Here is a 16,816-nt window from a genome sequence, read left to right as displayed (position 1 = left end):
GGACTCACGTTCCACGCCGAAGCAGTACTAGTGATCCATCAAAGGAAACCGTGCCGAGTAGTCAACGTTCCACCCATGAGCAACCGTGCAAGACATTTGCTTGCAGTCGGCCATGTGCTCCTTAGAAAGGAGGTGATCCAGCCGCACCTTCCGGTACGGCTACCTTGTTACGACTTCGTCCCAATCGCCAGTCCCACCTTCGACAGCTCCCTCCCACAAGGGGTTGGGCCACCGGCTTCGGGTGTTACCGACTTTCGTGACGTGACGGGCGGTGTGTACAAGGCCCGGGAACGTATTCACCGCAGCAATGCTGATCTGCGATTACTAGCGACTCCGACTTCATGGGGTCGAGTTGCAGACCCCAATCCGAACTGAGACCGGCTTTTTGAGATTCGCTCCACCTTGCGGTATCGCAGCTCATTGTACCGGCCATTGTAGCACGTGTGCAGCCCAAGACATAAGGGGCATGATGACTTGACGTCGTCCCCACCTTCCTCCGAGTTGACCCCGGCGGTCTCCCGTGAGTCCCCAACCTCCGAAGAGTTGCTGGCAACACGGGACAAGGGTTGCGCTCGTTGCGGGACTTAACCCAACATCTCACGACACGAGCTGACGACAGCCATGCACCACCTGTACACCGACCACAAGGGGGGCACCATCTCTGATGCTTTCCGGTGTATGTCAAGCCTTGGTAAGGTTCTTCGCGTTGCGTCGAATTAAGCCACATGCTCCGCCGCTTGTGCGGGCCCCCGTCAATTCCTTTGAGTTTTAGCCTTGCGGCCGTACTCCCCAGGCGGGGCACTTAATGCGTTAGCTGCGGCACGGACAACGTGGAATGTTGCCCACACCTAGTGCCCACCGTTTACGGCGTGGACTACCAGGGTATCTAATCCTGTTCGCTCCCCACGCTTTCGCTCCTCAGCGTCAGTATCGGCCCAGAGATCCGCCTTCGCCACCGGTGTTCCTCCTGATATCTGCGCATTTCACCGCTACACCAGGAATTCCGATCTCCCCTACCGAACTCTAGCCTGCCCGTATCGACTGCAGACCCGGGGTTAAGCCCCGGGCTTTCACAACCGACGCGACAAGCCGCCTACGAGCTCTTTACGCCCAATAATTCCGGACAACGCTTGCGCCCTACGTATTACCGCGGCTGCTGGCACGTAGTTAGCCGGCGCTTCTTCTGCAGGTACCGTCACTTTCGCTTCTTCCCTGCTGAAAGAGGTTTACAACCCGAAGGCCGTCATCCCTCACGCGGCGTCGCTGCATCAGGCTTTCGCCCATTGTGCAATATTCCCCACTGCTGCCTCCCGTAGGAGTCTGGGCCGTGTCTCAGTCCCAGTGTGGCCGGTCGCCCTCTCAGGCCGGCTACCCGTCGTCGCCTTGGTGAGCCATTACCTCACCAACAAGCTGATAGGCCGCGGGCTCATCCTGCACCGCCGGAGCTTTCGACCCGCCAAGATGCCCTGGCAGGTCAGTATCCGGTATTAGACCCCGTTTCCAGGGCTTGTCCCAGAGTGCAGGGCAGATTGCCCACGTGTTACTCACCCGTTCGCCACTAATCCCCACCCGAAAGTGGTTCATCGTTCGACTTGCATGTGTTAAGCACGCCGCCAGCGTTCGTCCTGAGCCAGGATCAAACTCTCCGTGAATGTTTGCCGGTTATCCGGCGTACACCACGAGAGCGGAACATCGGGAGGAATAGTCCCGACGTTCACAGCGTCCTCGCTGTGTGTTTCAAAGGAACCTCGTCCCAGCCTGATAGCCGGAGACGGGGTATCAACATATCTGGCGTTGACTTTTGGCACGCTGTTGAGTTCTCAAGGAACGGACGCTTCCTTTGTACTCACCCTCTCGGGCTTTCCTCCGGGCGCTTCCCTTCGGTCTTGCGTTTCCGACTCTATCAGATCCTTTTCGATCAGATTCCCTGTCGGCGGGTTTTGTCGTCAGCTTCCGGCTTTCGCTCGTCGGCCTTTCGACATTCACTACGTTAGCCGATTTCTCCGGGGACTCATAATCGAGTCCCGCGAGTTCGAATTCGAGCATGCGGACATGCCGAAGTCGCTCCCGCTAAGGGAAGTCGTAGGTAGTGGGTTGGCCGCTTCCGGCTGCAGGCGATTGCCGTACCCGGGTCAAGCGGCTCGGGCTACGTTACGCGTCTGCCAAAGGAGAGTCAACTTCGGCGCTTCCTCGGGACGTGTGCCCGGTAAGGGCTGACGGTCGGGTCGTCGGCGACCCAGTAGCGCCAGGGGTGGACGCCGCCTTCGCCGGCCACACCCGTACGGGGGCCGTTGCGTACCTGGTCACCGGGGACGGCAGCACCCGTCAGGATGCGCAGCGGGGTGTCCTCGGAGGTGCACGCGTCCGTGCCGTTCAGCGCGCGGTCCACGCCCAGGGCGGTGGCGAGCCGGGCCGGGCCTTTGGCCAGTTCCTTGTCGTTGCGGGCGGAGAGCCGACGGGTCCGGGCCAGCTCGGCGCCCTCGATGATCTCGCCGGCCCGGAGCAGAACCGCGCTCGCCCGCCCCTCGGGACCGCACACCAGGTTCATGCAGAACCACATGCCGTAGGTGAAGTAGACGTACACGTGGCCGGGCGGGCCGAACATCACTTCGTTGCGGGGGGTGCGGCCACGGTAGGCGTGGGAGCCCGGGTCGTTCTGGCCGTCGTAGGCCTCCACCTCCGTCAGGCGGAGGGCGATCGGACCGTCCGGGGTGTTGCGCAGCAGGATGCGGCCCAGGAGGTCGGGTGCCACCTCGAGAATGGGGCGGTCGAAGAAGTTCCTGGGCAGGGGCGTACGGTCGGGGCTCGCGATCATGCCGTCCGAGCGTAACGCAGCCGGGACCGTGCGCGGGGTGGTCAGGGAGCGTCCGCCTTGCCAGGGTGTGGGGCGCGGAACCGGCCACGGCCGGATCGCGTTTGTATGGATCGAGGATCCACACGTAAGCCTGGAGAGGGAGAGACATGGCGTTCAAGAAGCTGCTCGCGAGCCTGGGGGCCGGCGGGGCTTCGGTCGAGACCGTGCTGAGCGAGGTCAACGTCGTTCCGGGGGGTGTCGTCCAGGGCGAGGTGCGGATCCAGGGAGGGTCCGTCGACCAGGAGATCGAGGGGCTGTCGGTCGGACTCCAGGCCAAGGTCGAGGTGGAGAGCGGCGACCAGGAGTACAAGCAGGACATCGAGTTCACCAAGGTGCGGCTCGGCGGTGCCTTCGAGCTGAAGGCCGGTGCGGTGCACGCGGTGCCGTTCGGTCTCGAAATTCCGTGGGAGACGCCGATCACCATGATCGACGGTCAGGCGCTGCGCGGGATGAACATCGGCGTCACCACGGAGCTGGAGATCGCGCGCGCCGTGGACTCCGGTGACCTGGACCCGATCAACGTGCACCCGCTGCCGGCGCAGAAGGCGATCCTGGACGCGTTCATCGGCCTGGGCTTCCGTTTCAAGAGCGCGGACATGGAGCGCGGTCACATCCGGGGTACGCGGCAGCAGCTGCCCTTCTACCAGGAGATCGAGTTCTTCCCGCCGCAGCAGTACCGCGGGCTGAACCAGGTCGAGCTGAGCTTCGTGGCCGACGCCCAGGCGATGGACGTCGTGCTGGAGATGGACAAGAAGCCCGGACTGTTCAGCGAGGGCAGCGACACGTTCCGTTCCTTCAAGGTCGGGCTGAACGACTACCAGGGCACCGACTGGACGGCGTACCTCAACCAGTGGCTGTCGGAGGTCGGCAGCAAGCGCAACTGGTTCTGAGGGATCCAGGGGGGGGGAAGCCCGTAGGCTCGGTCGTCTCTGCACCAGAACATCAGGAGGTACCGAGGTGACCGAGCTGAAGCGGCGTCCGCTCCCCCATGACTTCCACCCGCCCGTGCCGTCGTTCACCGTCACGAGTGAGGACGTGCAGGAGGGCGGGACGCTCAAGGACGCTCAGGTCCACGCGGCCGGGAACACCTCGCCGCATCTGCGGTGGGAGGGATTCCCGGCCGAGACCAAGAGCTTCGCCGTGACGTGCTACGACCCGGACGCCCCCACGGGCAGCGGGTTCTGGCACTGGGTGGTGTTCGACATCCCGGCCTCGGTGACCGAGCTGCCGGTGGGCGCGGGCAGCGGCGCGTTCGAGGGGCTGCCCGCGGGGGCCGTACAGGCGCGCAACGACTACGGCAGCAAGGAGTTCGGCGGTGCCGCGCCGCCGCCCGGGGACGGACCGCACCGGTACGTGTTCACGGTGTACGCCGTGGACCAGGAGAAGCTCGGTCCGGACGCGGACGGCACCCCCGCCTTCGTCGGCTTCAACCTGCGGTTCCACACGATCGCGCGTGCCCAGCTGATCGGTGAGTACGAGGTGCCCGCGGACAGCTGAGTGTTCCGAGCGTTCATGGAACGTTTGCCCGCCCCCGGTCTTGGAATGGATCAGGGGCGGGCATTTTTGTTGCCGGGGGTGGCGAGGGGGCATCCCTCGTTGGAGCAGCAGATATTGCGTTGTCCATCCCGGCGTGCCCGGCCAGAGTTGTTCCCAGCCCGCCAGGGGGTGGGCCGGTGCGCACGGGAGGTGGGCTGGTATGCGGGACACGCTGGTGCTGAACGCGAGCTTCGAGCCGTTGTCGACGGTGACGTTGAATCGAGCCGTCGTTCTGGTGCTCCAGGACAAGGCCGTCGTCGAGCAGGCCCACCCCTCGCTGCGGATGCGCGGAGCCGCGCTCGACATACCCGCGCCGCGGGTGATCAGGCTGTGCCAATACGTCCGGGTGCCGTTCCGAAGACGTGCTCCGTGGTCGAGGCGGGGGGTGCTGGTCCGGGACCGGCACCGGTGCGCGTACTGCGGGCGGCGGGCGACGACCGTCGACCACGTGGTGCCGCGGTCGCACGGCGGGCAGGACACGTGGCTGAACACGGTGGCCTCGTGCGCGGAGGACAATCACCGCAAGGCGAACCGGACGCCGGAGCAGGCGGGGATGCCGTTGCTGCGGGAGCCGTTCGAGCCGACTCCCGCGGATGCGATGTTGCTGGCGCTGGCCCGGGACGACTTCGCCGCGCTGCCGGAGTGGTTGGTGTTGGACGCGGCGTGAGTGTGCGCCGTGGGGGTGATGTGCATCGCTGGCTGCGGGCCCGTTGTGGCTTGTCGCGCAGTTCCCCGCGCCCCTTGCGGGGGCGCGGATGGAACCCTGCGCCAAGTGGTGCCGCCTAGTCGATCGACGGCTTCTCGCGGCGTTCCTGGGCCGGGACGCTTGCGCCGCCGTTGCCGCTTCCACTGCCCGAACCGCCGCCCAGGCCGCCGATGTTGCCCATGGCGCCGGAGAGGCCCTTGAGGGCGTCGCCGATTTCGCTGGGGACGATCCAGAGCTTGTTGGCGTCGCCCTCGGCGATCTTCGGGAGCATCTGGAGGTACTGGTAGGAGAGCAGCTTCTGGTCCGGGTCGCCGGCGTGGATGGCCTCGAAGACGGTGCGGACGGCCTGGGCCTCGCCCTCGGCGCGCAGGGCGGCGGCCTTGGCCTCACCTTCGGCGCGCAGGATCTGGGACTGCTTCTCGCCCTCGGCGCGCAGGATCTCGGACTGCCGGACACCTTCCGCCTGGAGGATCGCGGCGCGCTTGTCGCGGTCCGCGCGCATCTGCTTCTCCATCGAGTCCTGGATGGAGGTGGGCGGTTCGATGGCCTTGAGCTCGACCCGGTTGACGCGGATGCCCCACTTGCCGGTGGCCTCGTCGAGGACGCCGCGCAGGGCCGCGTTGATCTCCTCGCGGGAGGTCAGGGTGCGCTCCAGGTCCATGCCGCCGATGATGTTGCGAAGGGTGGTGACCGTCAGCTGCTCGATGGCCTGGATGTAGCTGGCGACCTCGTAGGTCGCGGCGCGGGCGTCGGTCACCTGGTAGTAGATGACGGTGTCGATGTTGACGACCAGGTTGTCCTGGGTGATCACCGGCTGCGGCGGGAAGGGGACGACCTGTTCGCGCAGGTCGATGCGGTTGCGGATGGTGTCGATGAACGGGACCACGATGTTGAGGCCCGCGTTGAGGGTCCGCGTGTAGCGGCCGAAGCGCTCGACGATGGCGGCGCTGGCCTGTGGAATGACCTGGATGGTTTTGATCAGGGCGATGAAGACCAACACCACCAGGATGATCAGGACGATGATGATCGGTTCCATCGTGGTTGTCCCCGTCCCCTTCTCCGCCTCGGCGCTCCGGCAGATCCTATTGGCGACCAGACCGCTGTCTGGCTCTGACTACTGCTGATCTTACGGCTGTTGAGGATCTTGCTGGTCGAGTCTGACAGACCGTCGCGCGACTCGGGGGTCGTTCGGGCCACTTGTGGCACGGCGGGGTCACATGACGACGGCCGTGGCTCCGTCGATCTCCACCACGTCCACTTCCTCGCCGGGCTCGAAGACCCGCCCTGCGTCCAGCGCGCGTGCCGACCAGATCTCTCCGGCGAGTTTGATGCGCCCGCCGGCGGCGTCGACGCGCTCCGTGACGACGGCCTGTCTGCCCTTCAGCGCGGCCACGCCGGAGGCCAGTTGGGGCTGTTGGGCGCGGTGCCGGGCGGCGACGGGCCGTACGACGGCGATGAGGGCGACCGAGACGATGACGAAGACGAGGACCTGGACGACCAGGTCCGCGCCCAGCCCGGAGGCGACGGCGGCGGCGACCGCGCCGACGGCGAACATCCCGAACTCCGGCATCGCGGTCACCACGAGCGGGATCCCGAGGGCTGCCGCGGCGACGAGCCACCACACCCATGCGTCGATGTCGTTCACGCTGTCATGGTAGGTCCGTTGGGGACGTCGGGGACAGGGCGCACGGGGGGCGGGTCAGGACAGCGGGAGTCCCTTCGCGGTCCACCGGTCCCCGGCCTGCTCGACGACGAGCGGGAGTCCGAAGCACAGGGACAGGTTGCGGGAGGTGAGTTCGAGCTCCAGGGGGCCGGCGGCCAGGACCTTGCCCTGACGGATCATCAGGACGTGGGTGAAGCCGGGGGCGATCTCCTCGACGTGGTGGGTCACCATGATCATGGAGGGGGCGATGGGGTCGCGGGCGAGCCGGCCGAGGCGGCGGACGAGGTCCTCGCGGCCGCCGAGGTCGAGGCCGGCGGCGGGCTCGTCGAGGAGGAGCAGCTCGGGGTCGGTCATCAGGGCGCGGGCGATCAGGGTGCGCTTGCGCTCGCCCTCGGAGAGGGTGCCGAACCTGCGGTCCAGGTACTCGGTCATGCCGAGGCGGTCGAGGAAGGCGCGGGCGCGCTGCTCGTCGATGTCCTCGTACTCCTCCTGCCAGCCGGCGGTCATGCCGTACGCGGCCGTCAGGACGGTCTGCAGGACGGTCTGGCGCTTGGGCAGCTTGTCGGCCATGGCGATGCCGGCGACGCCGATGCGCGGGCGCAGCTCGAAGACGTCGGTGCCGGGCTTGCCGAGGGTCTCGCCGAGGATGGTGGCGGTGCCGGTGCTCGGGTAGAGGTAGCTGGACGCGACATTGAGGAGGGTGGTCTTGCCGGCGCCGTTGGGGCCGAGGATGACCCAGCGCTCGCCCTCCTTGACCGACCAGGAGACCTGGTCCACCAGAGCCCGGCCCTCGCGGACCACGGATACGTCCTGAAGCTCCAGAACATCGCTCATGAGCGCGTTGTCTCCCCTTGCATTGTGGCCGGTCTCGGCTGTCGCGTACACCTGTGACTCGGGCCGCGGCGCCGGTGGGCGCAGGCCCCTCCACGAAATCTACGCCACCGGTCGGCTTCACTGTTCCATCGGTCCGGTCCTTAGGGTGGGGGCATGCTCTCGGAACCACGCGCAGGGCGCCTTGCCGCCTGGGGAAATGCCCTTATTGCCCATATGGTCTCGCCGGACGACGCCGCGGTCGCGATCGTGGGCGACGACGCGGTGCACCGGGTTGCGGAGCTGCCGGGCGAGGACGCGCCGGTCGGTCTCACGCTCGCACTGGGGCGGCTGCGGGCGCTCGGGGCGAGCGGGCTGCGGGTCGCGCTGCCCGCGCCGGGGCATCCGCTGGGGCTGAGCGGGCCGCCGGAGTTCAACGCGCGGGCCCTGGAGGCCGAGGAGGCGGTGATCTGCGAGGGGGCGGCGCTGGGGCTGGTGCCGGAGGTGTACGAGGCGGGGCCCGAGGGTGACGTGCACGTCGAGGTGGTGTGGCACTGCCTGCCGGCGCGGGAGGCCCCGCCGGCGGACGTGCCCTCGCTCGGGGAGGCGGAGCGGGAGTTGGCGGAGGCGCTGCGGGACGCGACGGAGGTGCTGACGCGGCTGGACGTCGCCGGGTCGGGGCCGGTGGCGGAGGCCGCGGTCGCGGCGTACCGGGCGCGGGCGGAGCGGTCGTCCGGGCGGGAGGTGCTGGCGCCGGGGTATCCGCCGCGGGCGGTACGGGTGCTGGAGTTGGCGCAGCGGGTGGGGATGCTGGTGTCGCTGGCGTCCGAGAACGGGCACGGGGGTGCGGTGAGCGCGTCCGAGATGGCCGCGCGGGGGGATGCGCTCAGGCCGGTGGAGCGGGTGGCCCGGCGGGCGCAGGTCGCGGCGTACAACTCCGTTGTGGTGGAGCGGGGGATGCGGTGACCGTTTCTCCGGTCTGTGCTCCGTGCTGGTGTCACCGTCTCGGGGGCTGCGCCCCCAGGCCCCCGCTTTCGGCCTGAACGGCCTCGTCCTCAAACGCCGGACGGGCTGGTTGATGCCGATGCGGCCTCCCGGGAGCCCGGGAGGCCGCAGGCATCGTTGGCGACTGGGGTCAGTGGTTGACGCCCAGGTTGCCGAAGGCCGGGTTCAGGACGCCGATGACGTTGACGCTGTTGCCGACGGCGTTGACCGGGATGTGGATCGGCGCCTGGACCAGGTTGCCGGAGGCGACGCCCGGGGAGGCGATGGCCTCGCCGTGGGCGTGGGCGCCGCCGTCGGTGGCGGAGGCCATGCCCGCACCGGCGGCGATCAGCCCGCCGGCCACCATCGTCACGGCCGCTGCCTTCTTCAGGTTCTTCACTTACGAGCCCTCCTTGCGATCACCGGGGCAGTCGCCGCGGTGCGCACTGAAGAACGGCCGGACCCCTCGAAGGATGCGCCATATGGGGGACATTCCCACGACGGTATGAATCTCCGACCGGAGGGGAACCCTCCGGCGCGTCGTCGCGTACCGGGTCAGCCGGTCACCCCGTGGCGCACGGCCCACAGGGCGGCCTGGGTGCGATCGGCGAGGTCGAGCTTCATGAGGATGTTCGAGACGTGGGTCTTCACGGTCTTCTCGGAGAGGACCAGCGCACGTGCGATCTCCCGGTTGGAGCGGCCGTCCGCGATCAGGCCCAGCACCTCGCGCTCCCGCTCCGTGAGGGAACCGGCTCGGCCCGGTCCGGAGCCGCTCTCCTCCTGGCTCAGCAGGGCGCCCGCGACCTCGGGCTGGAGCAGGATGTGGCCGGCGTGGACGGAGCGGATGGCGCCGGCCAGCGCGTCGGGGTCCACGTCCTTGTACACGTATCCGGCGGCGCCCGCGCGCAGGGCCGGGACGACGGTGCGCTGCTCGGTGAAGCTGGTGACGACGAGCACACGCGCGTGGTTGTCCAGTTCCCGGAGTCTGCGCAGGGCGTCGACGCCGTCCATGCCGGGCATCTTGACGTCCATGAGGATGACGTCGGGTTTCAGCTCCTGGGCGCGGTCGACGCCCTCGGCGCCGTCGGCGGCCTCGCCGACCACTTCGATGTCGTCCTGTACCTCCAGGAAGGTGCGCAGTCCCCGGCGGACCACCTGGTGGTCGTCGACGAGCAGGACCTTGATCGCGTCAGCCACCGGGAACCTCCATCTCGATCGTGGTGCCCTCGCCGGGCGCGGACCGCACGGTCAGCCGGCCGCCGGTGCCGTTCGCCCGGTCCCGCATGGAGACCAGGCCCAGGTGGCGTCCGGCGCGGCGCACCGTGCGGGGGTCGAAGCCGCCGCCGTCGTCGGTGACGCGCAGGACGGTTGCGGTGCCCCGCCGGTGCAGGGTCACGTCGACGTGTTCCGCCCCGGAGTGGCGCAGGGCGTTGTGCAGGGCCTCCTGGGCCACGCGCAGCATCGCCTCCTCCTGGGCGGCGGGCAGGGCCTTGACGCCGCGGCCGGTGAAGGTGACGCGGGCGGTGTGGGCGCGGTCGAGGACCTGGATCTGGGTGCGCAGGGTGGCGACGAGGCCGTCCTCCTCCAGGGCGGCGGGGCGCAGCTCGACGACGGCGGCGCGCAGTTCGTCGGCGGCCTCGGCGGCGAGCGTGGCGACCTGGTGCAGCTCTCCCTTGGCCCGTGCGGGGTCGCGGTCGACCAGGGCGGTGGCGGCCTGGGCGGTCAGGCGCAGTGAGAAGAGCTTCTGGCTGACCGCGTCGTGCAGCTCGTGGGCGAGGCGGGAACGCTCCTCGGCGATGGTCAGCTCACGGCTGCGCTCGTACAGGCGCGCGTTGGTGAGGGCGATCGCGGCGTGCTGGGCGAGGATGCCGAGCAGTTCCTCGTCGTCCTGCGTGAAGCCGCAGGTGCCTTCCGGCTTCGGACAGTTCTTGTTCGCCAGGAAGAGGGCCCCGATGACCTCGTCGCCGTCGCGGATCGGCAGACCGAGGAAGTCGATCAGGTCGGGGTGGGCGGAGGGCCAGCCGCCGAAGCGGGGGTCCTTGCGGACGTCGCCGAGGCGCTCGGGGGTGGCCTCGTGGAGCATCGCGGCGAGGATGCCGTGCTGGCGCGGCAGGGGGCCGATGGCCTTCCACTGCTCGTCGCTGACGCCGTCGACCACGAACTGGGCGAAGCCGCCGTGGTCGTCGGGGACGCCGAGGGCGGCGTACTGCGCGTCGAGCAGCTCGCGGGCCGAGGCGACGATCGTCTTGAGGACGTCGCGCACCTCGAGGTGCCTGCTCATGGCCAGCAGCGCGGAACTCACCGCGGTGAGGCCGGACCGGGGGCCGTGACTCATGTCCTCACGGTACCCGCGGGGGGTGGGGGCGGGATCGGCCCGGTGACGGGCGTCGCCTAGGGCCGTGGGACTAGGTCCCGGGTCCCGCCCGCCGGGCCTAGGGCGAAGGGCCCGCCCCGGTCGGGACCCGTGCCCGAGGTGACCGGCGGCGCCGGGTTCCTACGTTGGGCCCACGCCGGCCGGACGGGCGGCGGGGACGACGAAGGGGACGTGTGTCATGCCGGTTGCGATCATCACGGGGGCGTCCAAGGGACTGGGCCGGGCGCTCGCCGAGGCCCTGGCGGCACGGGGATGGGACCTGGTGCTGGACGCCAGGAACCCGGAGGTGCTCAAGGAGACGGCGACGGCGCTGGAGGCGTACGGCACGCGCGTGACGGCGTTGCCCGGCGACGTCACCGACTCCGGGCACCGGGCGGGGCTGGTGGCTCAGGCCCGGCGGCTGGGCGGCGTGGATCTGCTGGTCAGCAATGCGAGCGCGCTGGGCGCCGAGCCGCTGGTGCGGCTGGAGGAGCTGCCCCTGGAGGGCCTGCGGCGGGCCCTGGAGGTGAACGTCGTGGCCGCGCTCGGCCTGGTGCGGGAGGCGCTGCCGTTGCTGCGGGCGGCTCCGGCGGGCGCGGTGGTGACGGTCAGCTCGGACGCGGCCGCCGAGGCGTACGAGACGTGGGGCGGCTACGGGGCGTCCAAGGCGGCTCTGGACCAGCTGGCGGCCGTGCTGGGTGCCGAGGAGCCGGGGCTGCGGGTGTGGGCGGTCGATCCGGGGGACATGGCCACGGATCTGTACGCCGCGGCCGTACCGGACGACGACGATCCGCGGCCGGATCCGGCGAGTGTCGTGCCGGCGTTGCTGCGGCTGCTGGACGAGCGGCCCGCGAGTGGGCGCTACGGGGCTCCGGCGCTGCTGGAGGCGCGGTGATGTCGTCGCTGGCGGTGAGGGTCCCGGAGGAGTTGTCGGCCCGGGTGCCGGTGGAGCAGCGGGGGCCGGGCCTGGACCGGGACGGCGTTCGCCTGCTGGTGTCGCACGGCACCGAGGTGTCGCACCACGCGTTCGGGGAGCTGCCGGGGCTGCTGCGGGCCGGTGATCTGCTGGTCGTCAACACCTCGCCCACGCTGGCCGCCGCCGTGGACGGCCGGGTCGGGCACGCGCGCGTGGTGGTGCACTTCTCCACGCGCGGGGACGACGGCCGGTGGGCGGTGGAGCTGCGGGAACCGGACGGGAGAGGCACTACGCGCGCGCGTGCGTTGGGAGTGGTGGGGCTCGGGTGCGGTGGTCTGGCGGGGACGAAGGTGCGGTTGCCGGGTGGGGCCCGGCTGGCGCTGGAGGAACCGCTGAGTGCGCGCGGCGAGCGGTTGTGGTGGGCGCGGGTGTCGGGGGTGGCGGTGCCCGAGCTGCTTCGGGAGCACGGGCGGCCCATTCGCTACTCCTATACGGACCGGGACCAGCCGCTGTCCGTCTACCAGACGGTGTTCGCGCTGCCGGCCGCGGACGGGACGGGCAGTGCGGAGATGCCGAGCGCGGCGCGGCCCTTCACGGCGCGGCTGGTGGCGGAGCTGGTGAGCCGCGGGGTGCAGTTCGCGCCGGTGACGCTCCACACCGGGGTGGCGTCGGCGGAGTCGCACGAGCCGCCGTATCCGGAGCGCTTCGCCGTGCCGGAGGCGTCGGCGCGGCTGATCAACGCCGCGCGCGCCGGTGACGGGCGGGTGGTGGCCGTGGGGACGACGGCCGTGCGGGCGGTGGAGTCGGCGGCCGGTGCCGACGGGGTGGTGCGGGCCCGGGCCGGGTGGACCGATCTGGTGGTGACTCCTGAGCGCGGGGTGCGGGTGGTGGAAGGGCTGCTGACGGGCCTGCACGAGCCCGAGGCCTCGCATCTGCTGATGCTGGAGGCGGTGGCGGGGCGGGCGGCGATCGACCGCGGGTACGAGGCGGCGGTGCGGGGCCGGTACCTGTGGCACGAGTTCGGGGACGTCCATCTCCTGCTGCCGTAGCAGGGCGTCGCACACCCCCTTACACATCGCATTGCTTCAGCAACCAAAAGTGAGAACGGCGGGGGGTCGATGTGAGCCCGGGCATAGGGCGCACGTCACGTACGAAGGGGAGTAGGAGAACGACTCGTCCGTTTTGAGCGGGGCAGATGGTCCAATCTGCCCCGCTTTGCCGTTCCCTGATCCACTATCCCGGATCGTACGTCACACCTTTGCCTCCGGATTTTGCGGCCGCTAAGAATTGCTCTCGTCGCTCAGCGCCGTGGGTTCTCCCCCGCGGCGTTTGTGCCGGAAGCACCAACTGTCCCCACCGGACGAGAGCGACCTCCGCGCTATTCGAAGAGGTCTATCCCGCCATGCTCAAGAACATCCTCCCCCGTGGCCGCAGTCGTTCCCTGAACCGCAACCAGAAGGCCGCGATCGCCGGCGTCGGCGCGCTCGGCGCCGCCGCCGTCGCCCTCACCGCCGTCCCGGCCAGCGGTCAGACGACGACCACGAGCGAGGCCGCTCCGACGGCCAAGGTGGCGTACAGCACCAAGCAGATCCAGGACGTGCACGCCGGTGTCACCGGCCAGCTCGCCGGCGCCAGCCAGAAGGTCGCCGCGATCGAGGCCAAGCAGGAGGCGGCCGCGAAGAAGGCGACCGCCGAGAAGAAGGCCGCCGCCGAGAAGGCCGCCGCCAAGCGTGAGGCGAAGGAGTCCACCAGCCGCTCCGCCCAGCGCACGGAGGTCAAGAAGGCCGCGCCGAAGTCCTACCCGAACAACCTCGACGGCTGGATCCGCGAGGCCCGGGCCATCATGAAGAAGCACGGCATCCCCGGCTCCTACGAGGGCATCCACCGCAACATCATGCGGGAGTCCTCCGGCAACCCGATGGCCATCAACGACTGGGACATCAACGCCATCAACGGCATCCCGTCGAAGGGCCTGCTCCAGGTCATCCCGCCGACGTTCAAGGCCTACCACGTGCCCGGAACCTCGAAGAACATCTACGACCCGGTCGCCAACATCGTCGCCGCGTGCAACTACGCCGCGGACAAGTACGGCACCATGGACAACGTCGACAGCGCGTACTGAGGTCGGCGCGGACCTCTTCACGACGTCGCCGACGCCGCACCGTATGCCGAAGGGCGGCACCCTCCTGACGGGGCGCCGCCCTTCGGGGCGTGCGGGGGCCTGCGGGCCCGCCGACGGATTCCGGGCTACTTGCGCATGACCTCGGGCTCGTGCCGGCGCAGGAAGCGGGCCACGAAGAAGCCGCAGATCACGCCGAGGACGATCAGCGCGACCATGTCCAGGCCCCAGGCGCCGACGGTGTGCTCCCACAGCGGGTCGGCCTCGGCCCCCTTCTCGGGCGGGCTGATCTTGTTGAAGTCCAGCGTGGCACCGGCGGCGGCGACCGCCCAGCGCGAGGGCATCAGGTACGAGAACTGGTTGACGCCGACCGCGCCGTTCAGCGCGAAGAGGCAGCCGGTGAAGACGACCTGGATGATCGCGAACATCACCAGCAGCGGCATGGTCTTCTCGGCGGTCTTCACCAGCGAGGAGATGACCAGGCCGAACATCATCGAGGTGAAGCCGAGGGCCATGATCGGCAGGGACAGCTCGACCAGCGTCATCCCCCCGAGGACCAGCCCCTCCTCCGGGATCTCGCGGCTGGCGAAGCCGATCACGCCGACCAGCAGGCCCTGGAACACCGTGATCAGGCCGAGCACGAAGACCTTGGACATCAGGTACGCGGACCGGGACAGCCCGGTCGCGCGCTCCCGCTCGTAGATCACGCGTTCCTTGATCAGCTCACGGACCGAGTTCGCCGCGCCGGCGAAACAGGCGCCGACCGCGAGGATCAGCAGGACCGTGGTGGCGGTGCCGTTCGGGATGATCCGGCCGGTCTGCGGGTTGGCCGGGTTGGGCAGCAGGCCCTTGTCCGCGTCGATGAGCAGGCTCACCGCGCCCAGCACGGCCGGAAGGATCACCATCAGGGCGAGGAAGCCCTTGTCGGAGGCGATCACCGACACGTAGCGCCGCACCAGCGTGACGAACTGGGACATCCAGCCCTGTGGCTTCGGCGGCTTCATCGCCTGCATGGGCGGCACCTGTACGGACTGCGGGGCGACGGCGTCCAGGTCCGCGGCGTACATCTGGTAGTGCTGCGAGCCCTTCCAGCGGCCCGCCCAGTCGTAGTCGCGGTAGTTCTCGAAGGCGGAGAAGACGTCGGCCCAGGTGTCGTAGCCGAAGAAGTTCAGCGCCTCCTCGGGCGGGCCGAAGTACGCCACCGAGCCGCCCGGCGCCATCACCAGCAGCTTGTCGCAGGTCGCCAGCTCGGCCACCGAGTGGGTGACGACGAGGACGGTGCGGCCGTCGTCGGCGAGGCCGCGCAGCAGCTGCATGACGTCGCGGTCCATGCCGGGGTCGAGGCCGGAGGTCGGCTCGTCCAGGAAGATCAGCGACGGCTTGGTGAGCAGCTCCAGGGCGACGGAGACGCGCTTGCGCTGGCCGCCGGACAGGGACGTGACCTTCTTGTCCTTGTGGATGTCCAGCTTGAGCTCGCGCAGCACCTCGTCGATGCGGGCGTCGCGCTCGGCGGCCGTGGTGTCGGCCGGGAAGCGGAGCTTCGCCGCGTACTTGAGCGCCTTCTTGACGGTCAGCTCCTTGTGCAGGATGTCGTCCTGCGGGACCAGACCGATGCGCTGACGCAGTTCGGCGAACTGCTTGTACAGGTTCCGGTTGTCGTAGAGGACCTCGCCCTGGTCGGCGGGCCGGTAGCCGGTCAGCGCCTTGAGCAGGGTCGACTTGCCGGATCCCGAGGGGCCGATGACCGCGATCAGCGACTTCTCGGGTACGCCGAAGGAGACGTCCTTGAGGATCTGCTTGCCGCCGTCGACCGTGACGGTCAGGTGACGGGCGGAGAAGGAGACCTCACCGGTGTCGACGAACTCCTCGAGCCGGTCGCCGACGATCTGGAACGTCGAGTGGCCGACACCGACGATGTCGGTCGGGCCCAGCAGCTGGGTGCCGCCCTTGGGGATCGGCTGGCCGTTGACGTACGTGCCGTTGTGCGAGCCCAGGTCGCGGATCTCCATGCGCCCGTCGGGCGTCGAGTGGAACTCCGCGTGATTGCGGGAGACCTGCAGGTCGGAGACGACCAGGTCGTTCTCCAGGGCACGGCCGATGCGCATCACGCGGCCGAGCGAGAACTGGTGGAACGTGGTCGGGCTGCGGTCGCCGTAGACCGGTGGCGCCCCCGCCGCGCCGCCGGGGCCCTGCTGCTGGGGGAAGTGCGGCGCGGCCTGCTGCGGCTGCTGCTGTTGTTGCTGCCAGCCGGCCTGCTGGGCCTGGTGCGGGTGACCGTGCTGCGGCGCCTGCTGCGGCGGGGTCTGCTGCGCGACCGGCTCCTGCGCCGGCGGTGCCTGCTGGGCCCAGCCCGCGTTGGCGCCCTGCGCGGCGTACGGCTGCTGCTGCGGCTGTGGCTGGGCCTGCGGTGCGCCGGCCGGGGCCTGCGCACCGGTCAGGCTCACGCGCGGCCCGTCGGTCGCGTTGCCCAGGTTCAGCACCGTGCCGGCGCCGAGCTCCATCTGCTGGACGCGCTGTCCGTGCACGAACGTGCCGTTGGTGCTGCCGTGATCCTCGACCACCCAGCTGCGGCCGTTGAAACTGATCGTGGCATGCCGCCAGGAGACCCTGGCATCGTCGAAAACAAGCTCCCCCTGCGGATCGCGCCCTAGCGCGTATGACCGGGACGGATCGAGCGTCCAGGTCCGTCCATTGGATTCCAGTACGAGTTCCGGCACTCCATGCCCCACTGAGTTGTCCCCCGATGTGCTCCCGTCGCGGGGAGTCTAGGGATGTCGAACATCGGGGGGAACTATTTCAGGCTCGCCCCCCTGACCGAAAGTCGGGCCTTGTGAAAACTGCGTAGGCACCCATCGGCCGTTCCCGTTGACGGGGT

15 protein-coding genes and 1 rRNA gene are annotated in these 16,816 nt (G+C 69.3%); 7 read left to right on the top strand and 9 right to left on the bottom strand.

Annotated elements, in window-relative coordinates; genetic code table 11:
- Positions 1–125: 125 nt before the first annotated feature.
- Together D1J63_RS28780 and D1J63_RS28770 are read right to left on the bottom strand one after the other, a co-directional pair.
- Positions 126–1,652: ribosomal RNA gene (locus D1J63_RS28780) — 16S ribosomal RNA — on the bottom strand.
- 521 nt (positions 1,653–2,173) lie between these two features.
- On the bottom strand, positions 2,174–2,815 hold the full coding sequence (locus tag D1J63_RS28770) for a DNA-3-methyladenine glycosylase (protein ID WP_125632871.1): 642 nt from the start codon (positions 2,813–2,815) through the stop codon (positions 2,174–2,176).
- Positions 2,816–2,961: 146 nt separating this feature from the next.
- On the opposite strand from D1J63_RS28770, the gene D1J63_RS28765 reads away from it, so the two are divergent.
- The 3 genes from D1J63_RS28765 to D1J63_RS28755 all read left to right on the top strand — a co-directional run bounded on the left by D1J63_RS28765 (position 2,962) and on the right by D1J63_RS28755 (position 5,057).
- Positions 2,962–3,744: a sporulation protein gene (locus D1J63_RS28765; protein ID WP_102927320.1), complete on the top strand. Its 783-nt coding sequence runs from the start codon at positions 2,962–2,964 to the stop codon at positions 3,742–3,744.
- Between the two features lie 67 nt (positions 3,745–3,811).
- Positions 3,812–4,351: a YbhB/YbcL family Raf kinase inhibitor-like protein gene (locus D1J63_RS28760; protein ID WP_102927319.1), complete on the top strand. Its 540-nt coding sequence runs from the start codon at positions 3,812–3,814 to the stop codon at positions 4,349–4,351.
- A gap of 199 nt (positions 4,352–4,550) precedes the next feature.
- Complete coding sequence (locus D1J63_RS28755) at positions 4,551–5,057, top strand: HNH endonuclease (RefSeq protein ID WP_007388340.1); 507 nt, start codon at positions 4,551–4,553, stop codon at positions 5,055–5,057.
- Positions 5,058–5,172: 115 nt separating this feature from the next.
- Here the strand turns inward: D1J63_RS28755 and D1J63_RS28750 are convergent, their stop codons facing one another.
- The 3 genes from D1J63_RS28750 to D1J63_RS28740 all read right to left on the bottom strand — a co-directional run bounded on the left by D1J63_RS28750 (position 5,173) and on the right by D1J63_RS28740 (position 7,593).
- Complete coding sequence (locus D1J63_RS28750) at positions 5,173–6,132, bottom strand: SPFH domain-containing protein (RefSeq protein WP_102927318.1); 960 nt, start codon at positions 6,130–6,132, stop codon at positions 5,173–5,175.
- Positions 6,133–6,309: 177 nt separating this feature from the next.
- Positions 6,310–6,741 (bottom strand): NfeD family protein, encoded by a 432-nt coding sequence (locus D1J63_RS28745; RefSeq protein ID WP_125632869.1) that lies wholly within the window; start codon positions 6,739–6,741, stop codon positions 6,310–6,312.
- 54 nt (positions 6,742–6,795) lie between these two features.
- Complete coding sequence (locus D1J63_RS28740; RefSeq protein ID WP_125632867.1) at positions 6,796–7,593, bottom strand: ABC transporter ATP-binding protein; 798 nt, start codon at positions 7,591–7,593, stop codon at positions 6,796–6,798.
- 153 nt (positions 7,594–7,746) lie between these two features.
- On the opposite strand from D1J63_RS28740, the gene D1J63_RS28735 reads away from it, so the two are divergent.
- Positions 7,747–8,535 (top strand): hypothetical protein, encoded by a 789-nt coding sequence (locus tag D1J63_RS28735; RefSeq protein ID WP_125632865.1) that lies wholly within the window; start codon positions 7,747–7,749, stop codon positions 8,533–8,535.
- A gap of 169 nt (positions 8,536–8,704) precedes the next feature.
- On the opposite strand, the gene chpE is transcribed toward D1J63_RS28735, so the two are convergent.
- From chpE to D1J63_RS28720, 3 genes are all read right to left on the bottom strand, one after another.
- Complete coding sequence (gene chpE, locus D1J63_RS28730; protein ID WP_102927314.1) at positions 8,705–8,953, bottom strand: chaplin ChpE; 249 nt, start codon at positions 8,951–8,953, stop codon at positions 8,705–8,707.
- Between the two features lie 155 nt (positions 8,954–9,108).
- Complete coding sequence (locus D1J63_RS28725; RefSeq protein ID WP_102927313.1) at positions 9,109–9,750, bottom strand: response regulator transcription factor; 642 nt, start codon at positions 9,748–9,750, stop codon at positions 9,109–9,111.
- Positions 9,743–10,888: a GAF domain-containing sensor histidine kinase gene (locus tag D1J63_RS28720; RefSeq protein WP_125632863.1), complete on the bottom strand. Its 1,146-nt coding sequence runs from the start codon at positions 10,886–10,888 to the stop codon at positions 9,743–9,745. Before D1J63_RS28720 ends, D1J63_RS28725 begins: the two co-directional genes overlap by 8 nt.
- 217 nt (positions 10,889–11,105) lie before the next feature.
- Between D1J63_RS28720 and D1J63_RS28715 the strand changes: the two genes are divergently transcribed.
- The 3 genes from D1J63_RS28715 (at position 11,106) to D1J63_RS28705 (ending at position 13,944) form a co-directional block, all read left to right on the top strand.
- Positions 11,106–11,801: an SDR family NAD(P)-dependent oxidoreductase gene (locus D1J63_RS28715; protein ID WP_125632861.1), complete on the top strand. Its 696-nt coding sequence runs from the start codon at positions 11,106–11,108 to the stop codon at positions 11,799–11,801.
- Positions 11,801–12,871: an S-adenosylmethionine:tRNA ribosyltransferase-isomerase gene (locus tag D1J63_RS28710; protein ID WP_125632859.1), complete on the top strand. Its 1,071-nt coding sequence runs from the start codon at positions 11,801–11,803 to the stop codon at positions 12,869–12,871. The genes D1J63_RS28715 and D1J63_RS28710 overlap by 1 nt, the downstream gene beginning before the upstream one ends.
- A gap of 353 nt (positions 12,872–13,224) precedes the next feature.
- Entirely contained in the window at positions 13,225–13,944 is a 720-nt protein-coding gene (locus D1J63_RS28705; protein WP_125632857.1) for a transglycosylase SLT domain-containing protein, read from the top strand.
- A 125-nt stretch (positions 13,945–14,069) separates the two neighbouring features.
- On the opposite strand, the gene D1J63_RS28700 is transcribed toward D1J63_RS28705, so the two are convergent.
- Entirely contained in the window at positions 14,070–16,658 is a 2,589-nt protein-coding gene (locus tag D1J63_RS28700; protein WP_206436795.1) for an FHA domain-containing protein, read from the bottom strand.
- Positions 16,659–16,816: the final 158 nt, after the last annotated feature.

The sequence above is a fragment of the Streptomyces sp. KPB2 genome, assembly GCF_003950055.1.
Classification (GTDB): Bacteria; Actinomycetota; Actinomycetes; order Streptomycetales; family Streptomycetaceae; genus Streptomyces; species Streptomyces salinarius.
The sequence above is the reverse complement of the archived record's forward strand: the minus strand, read 5'-3'. Positions and strand labels throughout refer to the sequence as shown.

Excerpts from the sequence above, each read along its gene's own strand:
- D1J63_RS28770 (WP_125632871.1), bottom strand. The coding sequence starts at position 2,815 with ATGATCGCGAGCCCCGACCGTACGCCCCTGCCCAGGAACTTCTTCGAC.
- D1J63_RS28765 (WP_102927320.1), top strand. The coding sequence starts at position 2,962 with ATGGCGTTCAAGAAGCTGCTCGCGAGCCTGGGGGCCGGCGGGGCTTCG.
- D1J63_RS28755 (WP_007388340.1), top strand. The coding sequence starts at position 4,551 with ATGCGGGACACGCTGGTGCTGAACGCGAGCTTCGAGCCGTTGTCGACG.
- D1J63_RS28750 (WP_102927318.1), bottom strand. The coding sequence starts at position 6,132 with ATGGAACCGATCATCATCGTCCTGATCATCCTGGTGGTGTTGGTCTTC.
- D1J63_RS28740 (WP_125632867.1), bottom strand. The coding sequence starts at position 7,593 with ATGAGCGATGTTCTGGAGCTTCAGGACGTATCCGTGGTCCGCGAGGGC.
- D1J63_RS28735 (WP_125632865.1), top strand. The coding sequence starts at position 7,747 with ATGCTCTCGGAACCACGCGCAGGGCGCCTTGCCGCCTGGGGAAATGCC.
- D1J63_RS28720 (WP_125632863.1), bottom strand. The coding sequence starts at position 10,888 with ATGAGTCACGGCCCCCGGTCCGGCCTCACCGCGGTGAGTTCCGCGCTG.
- D1J63_RS28715 (WP_125632861.1), top strand. The coding sequence starts at position 11,106 with ATGCCGGTTGCGATCATCACGGGGGCGTCCAAGGGACTGGGCCGGGCG.
- D1J63_RS28710 (WP_125632859.1), top strand. The coding sequence starts at position 11,801 with ATGTCGTCGCTGGCGGTGAGGGTCCCGGAGGAGTTGTCGGCCCGGGTG.
- D1J63_RS28705 (WP_125632857.1), top strand. The coding sequence starts at position 13,225 with ATGCTCAAGAACATCCTCCCCCGTGGCCGCAGTCGTTCCCTGAACCGC.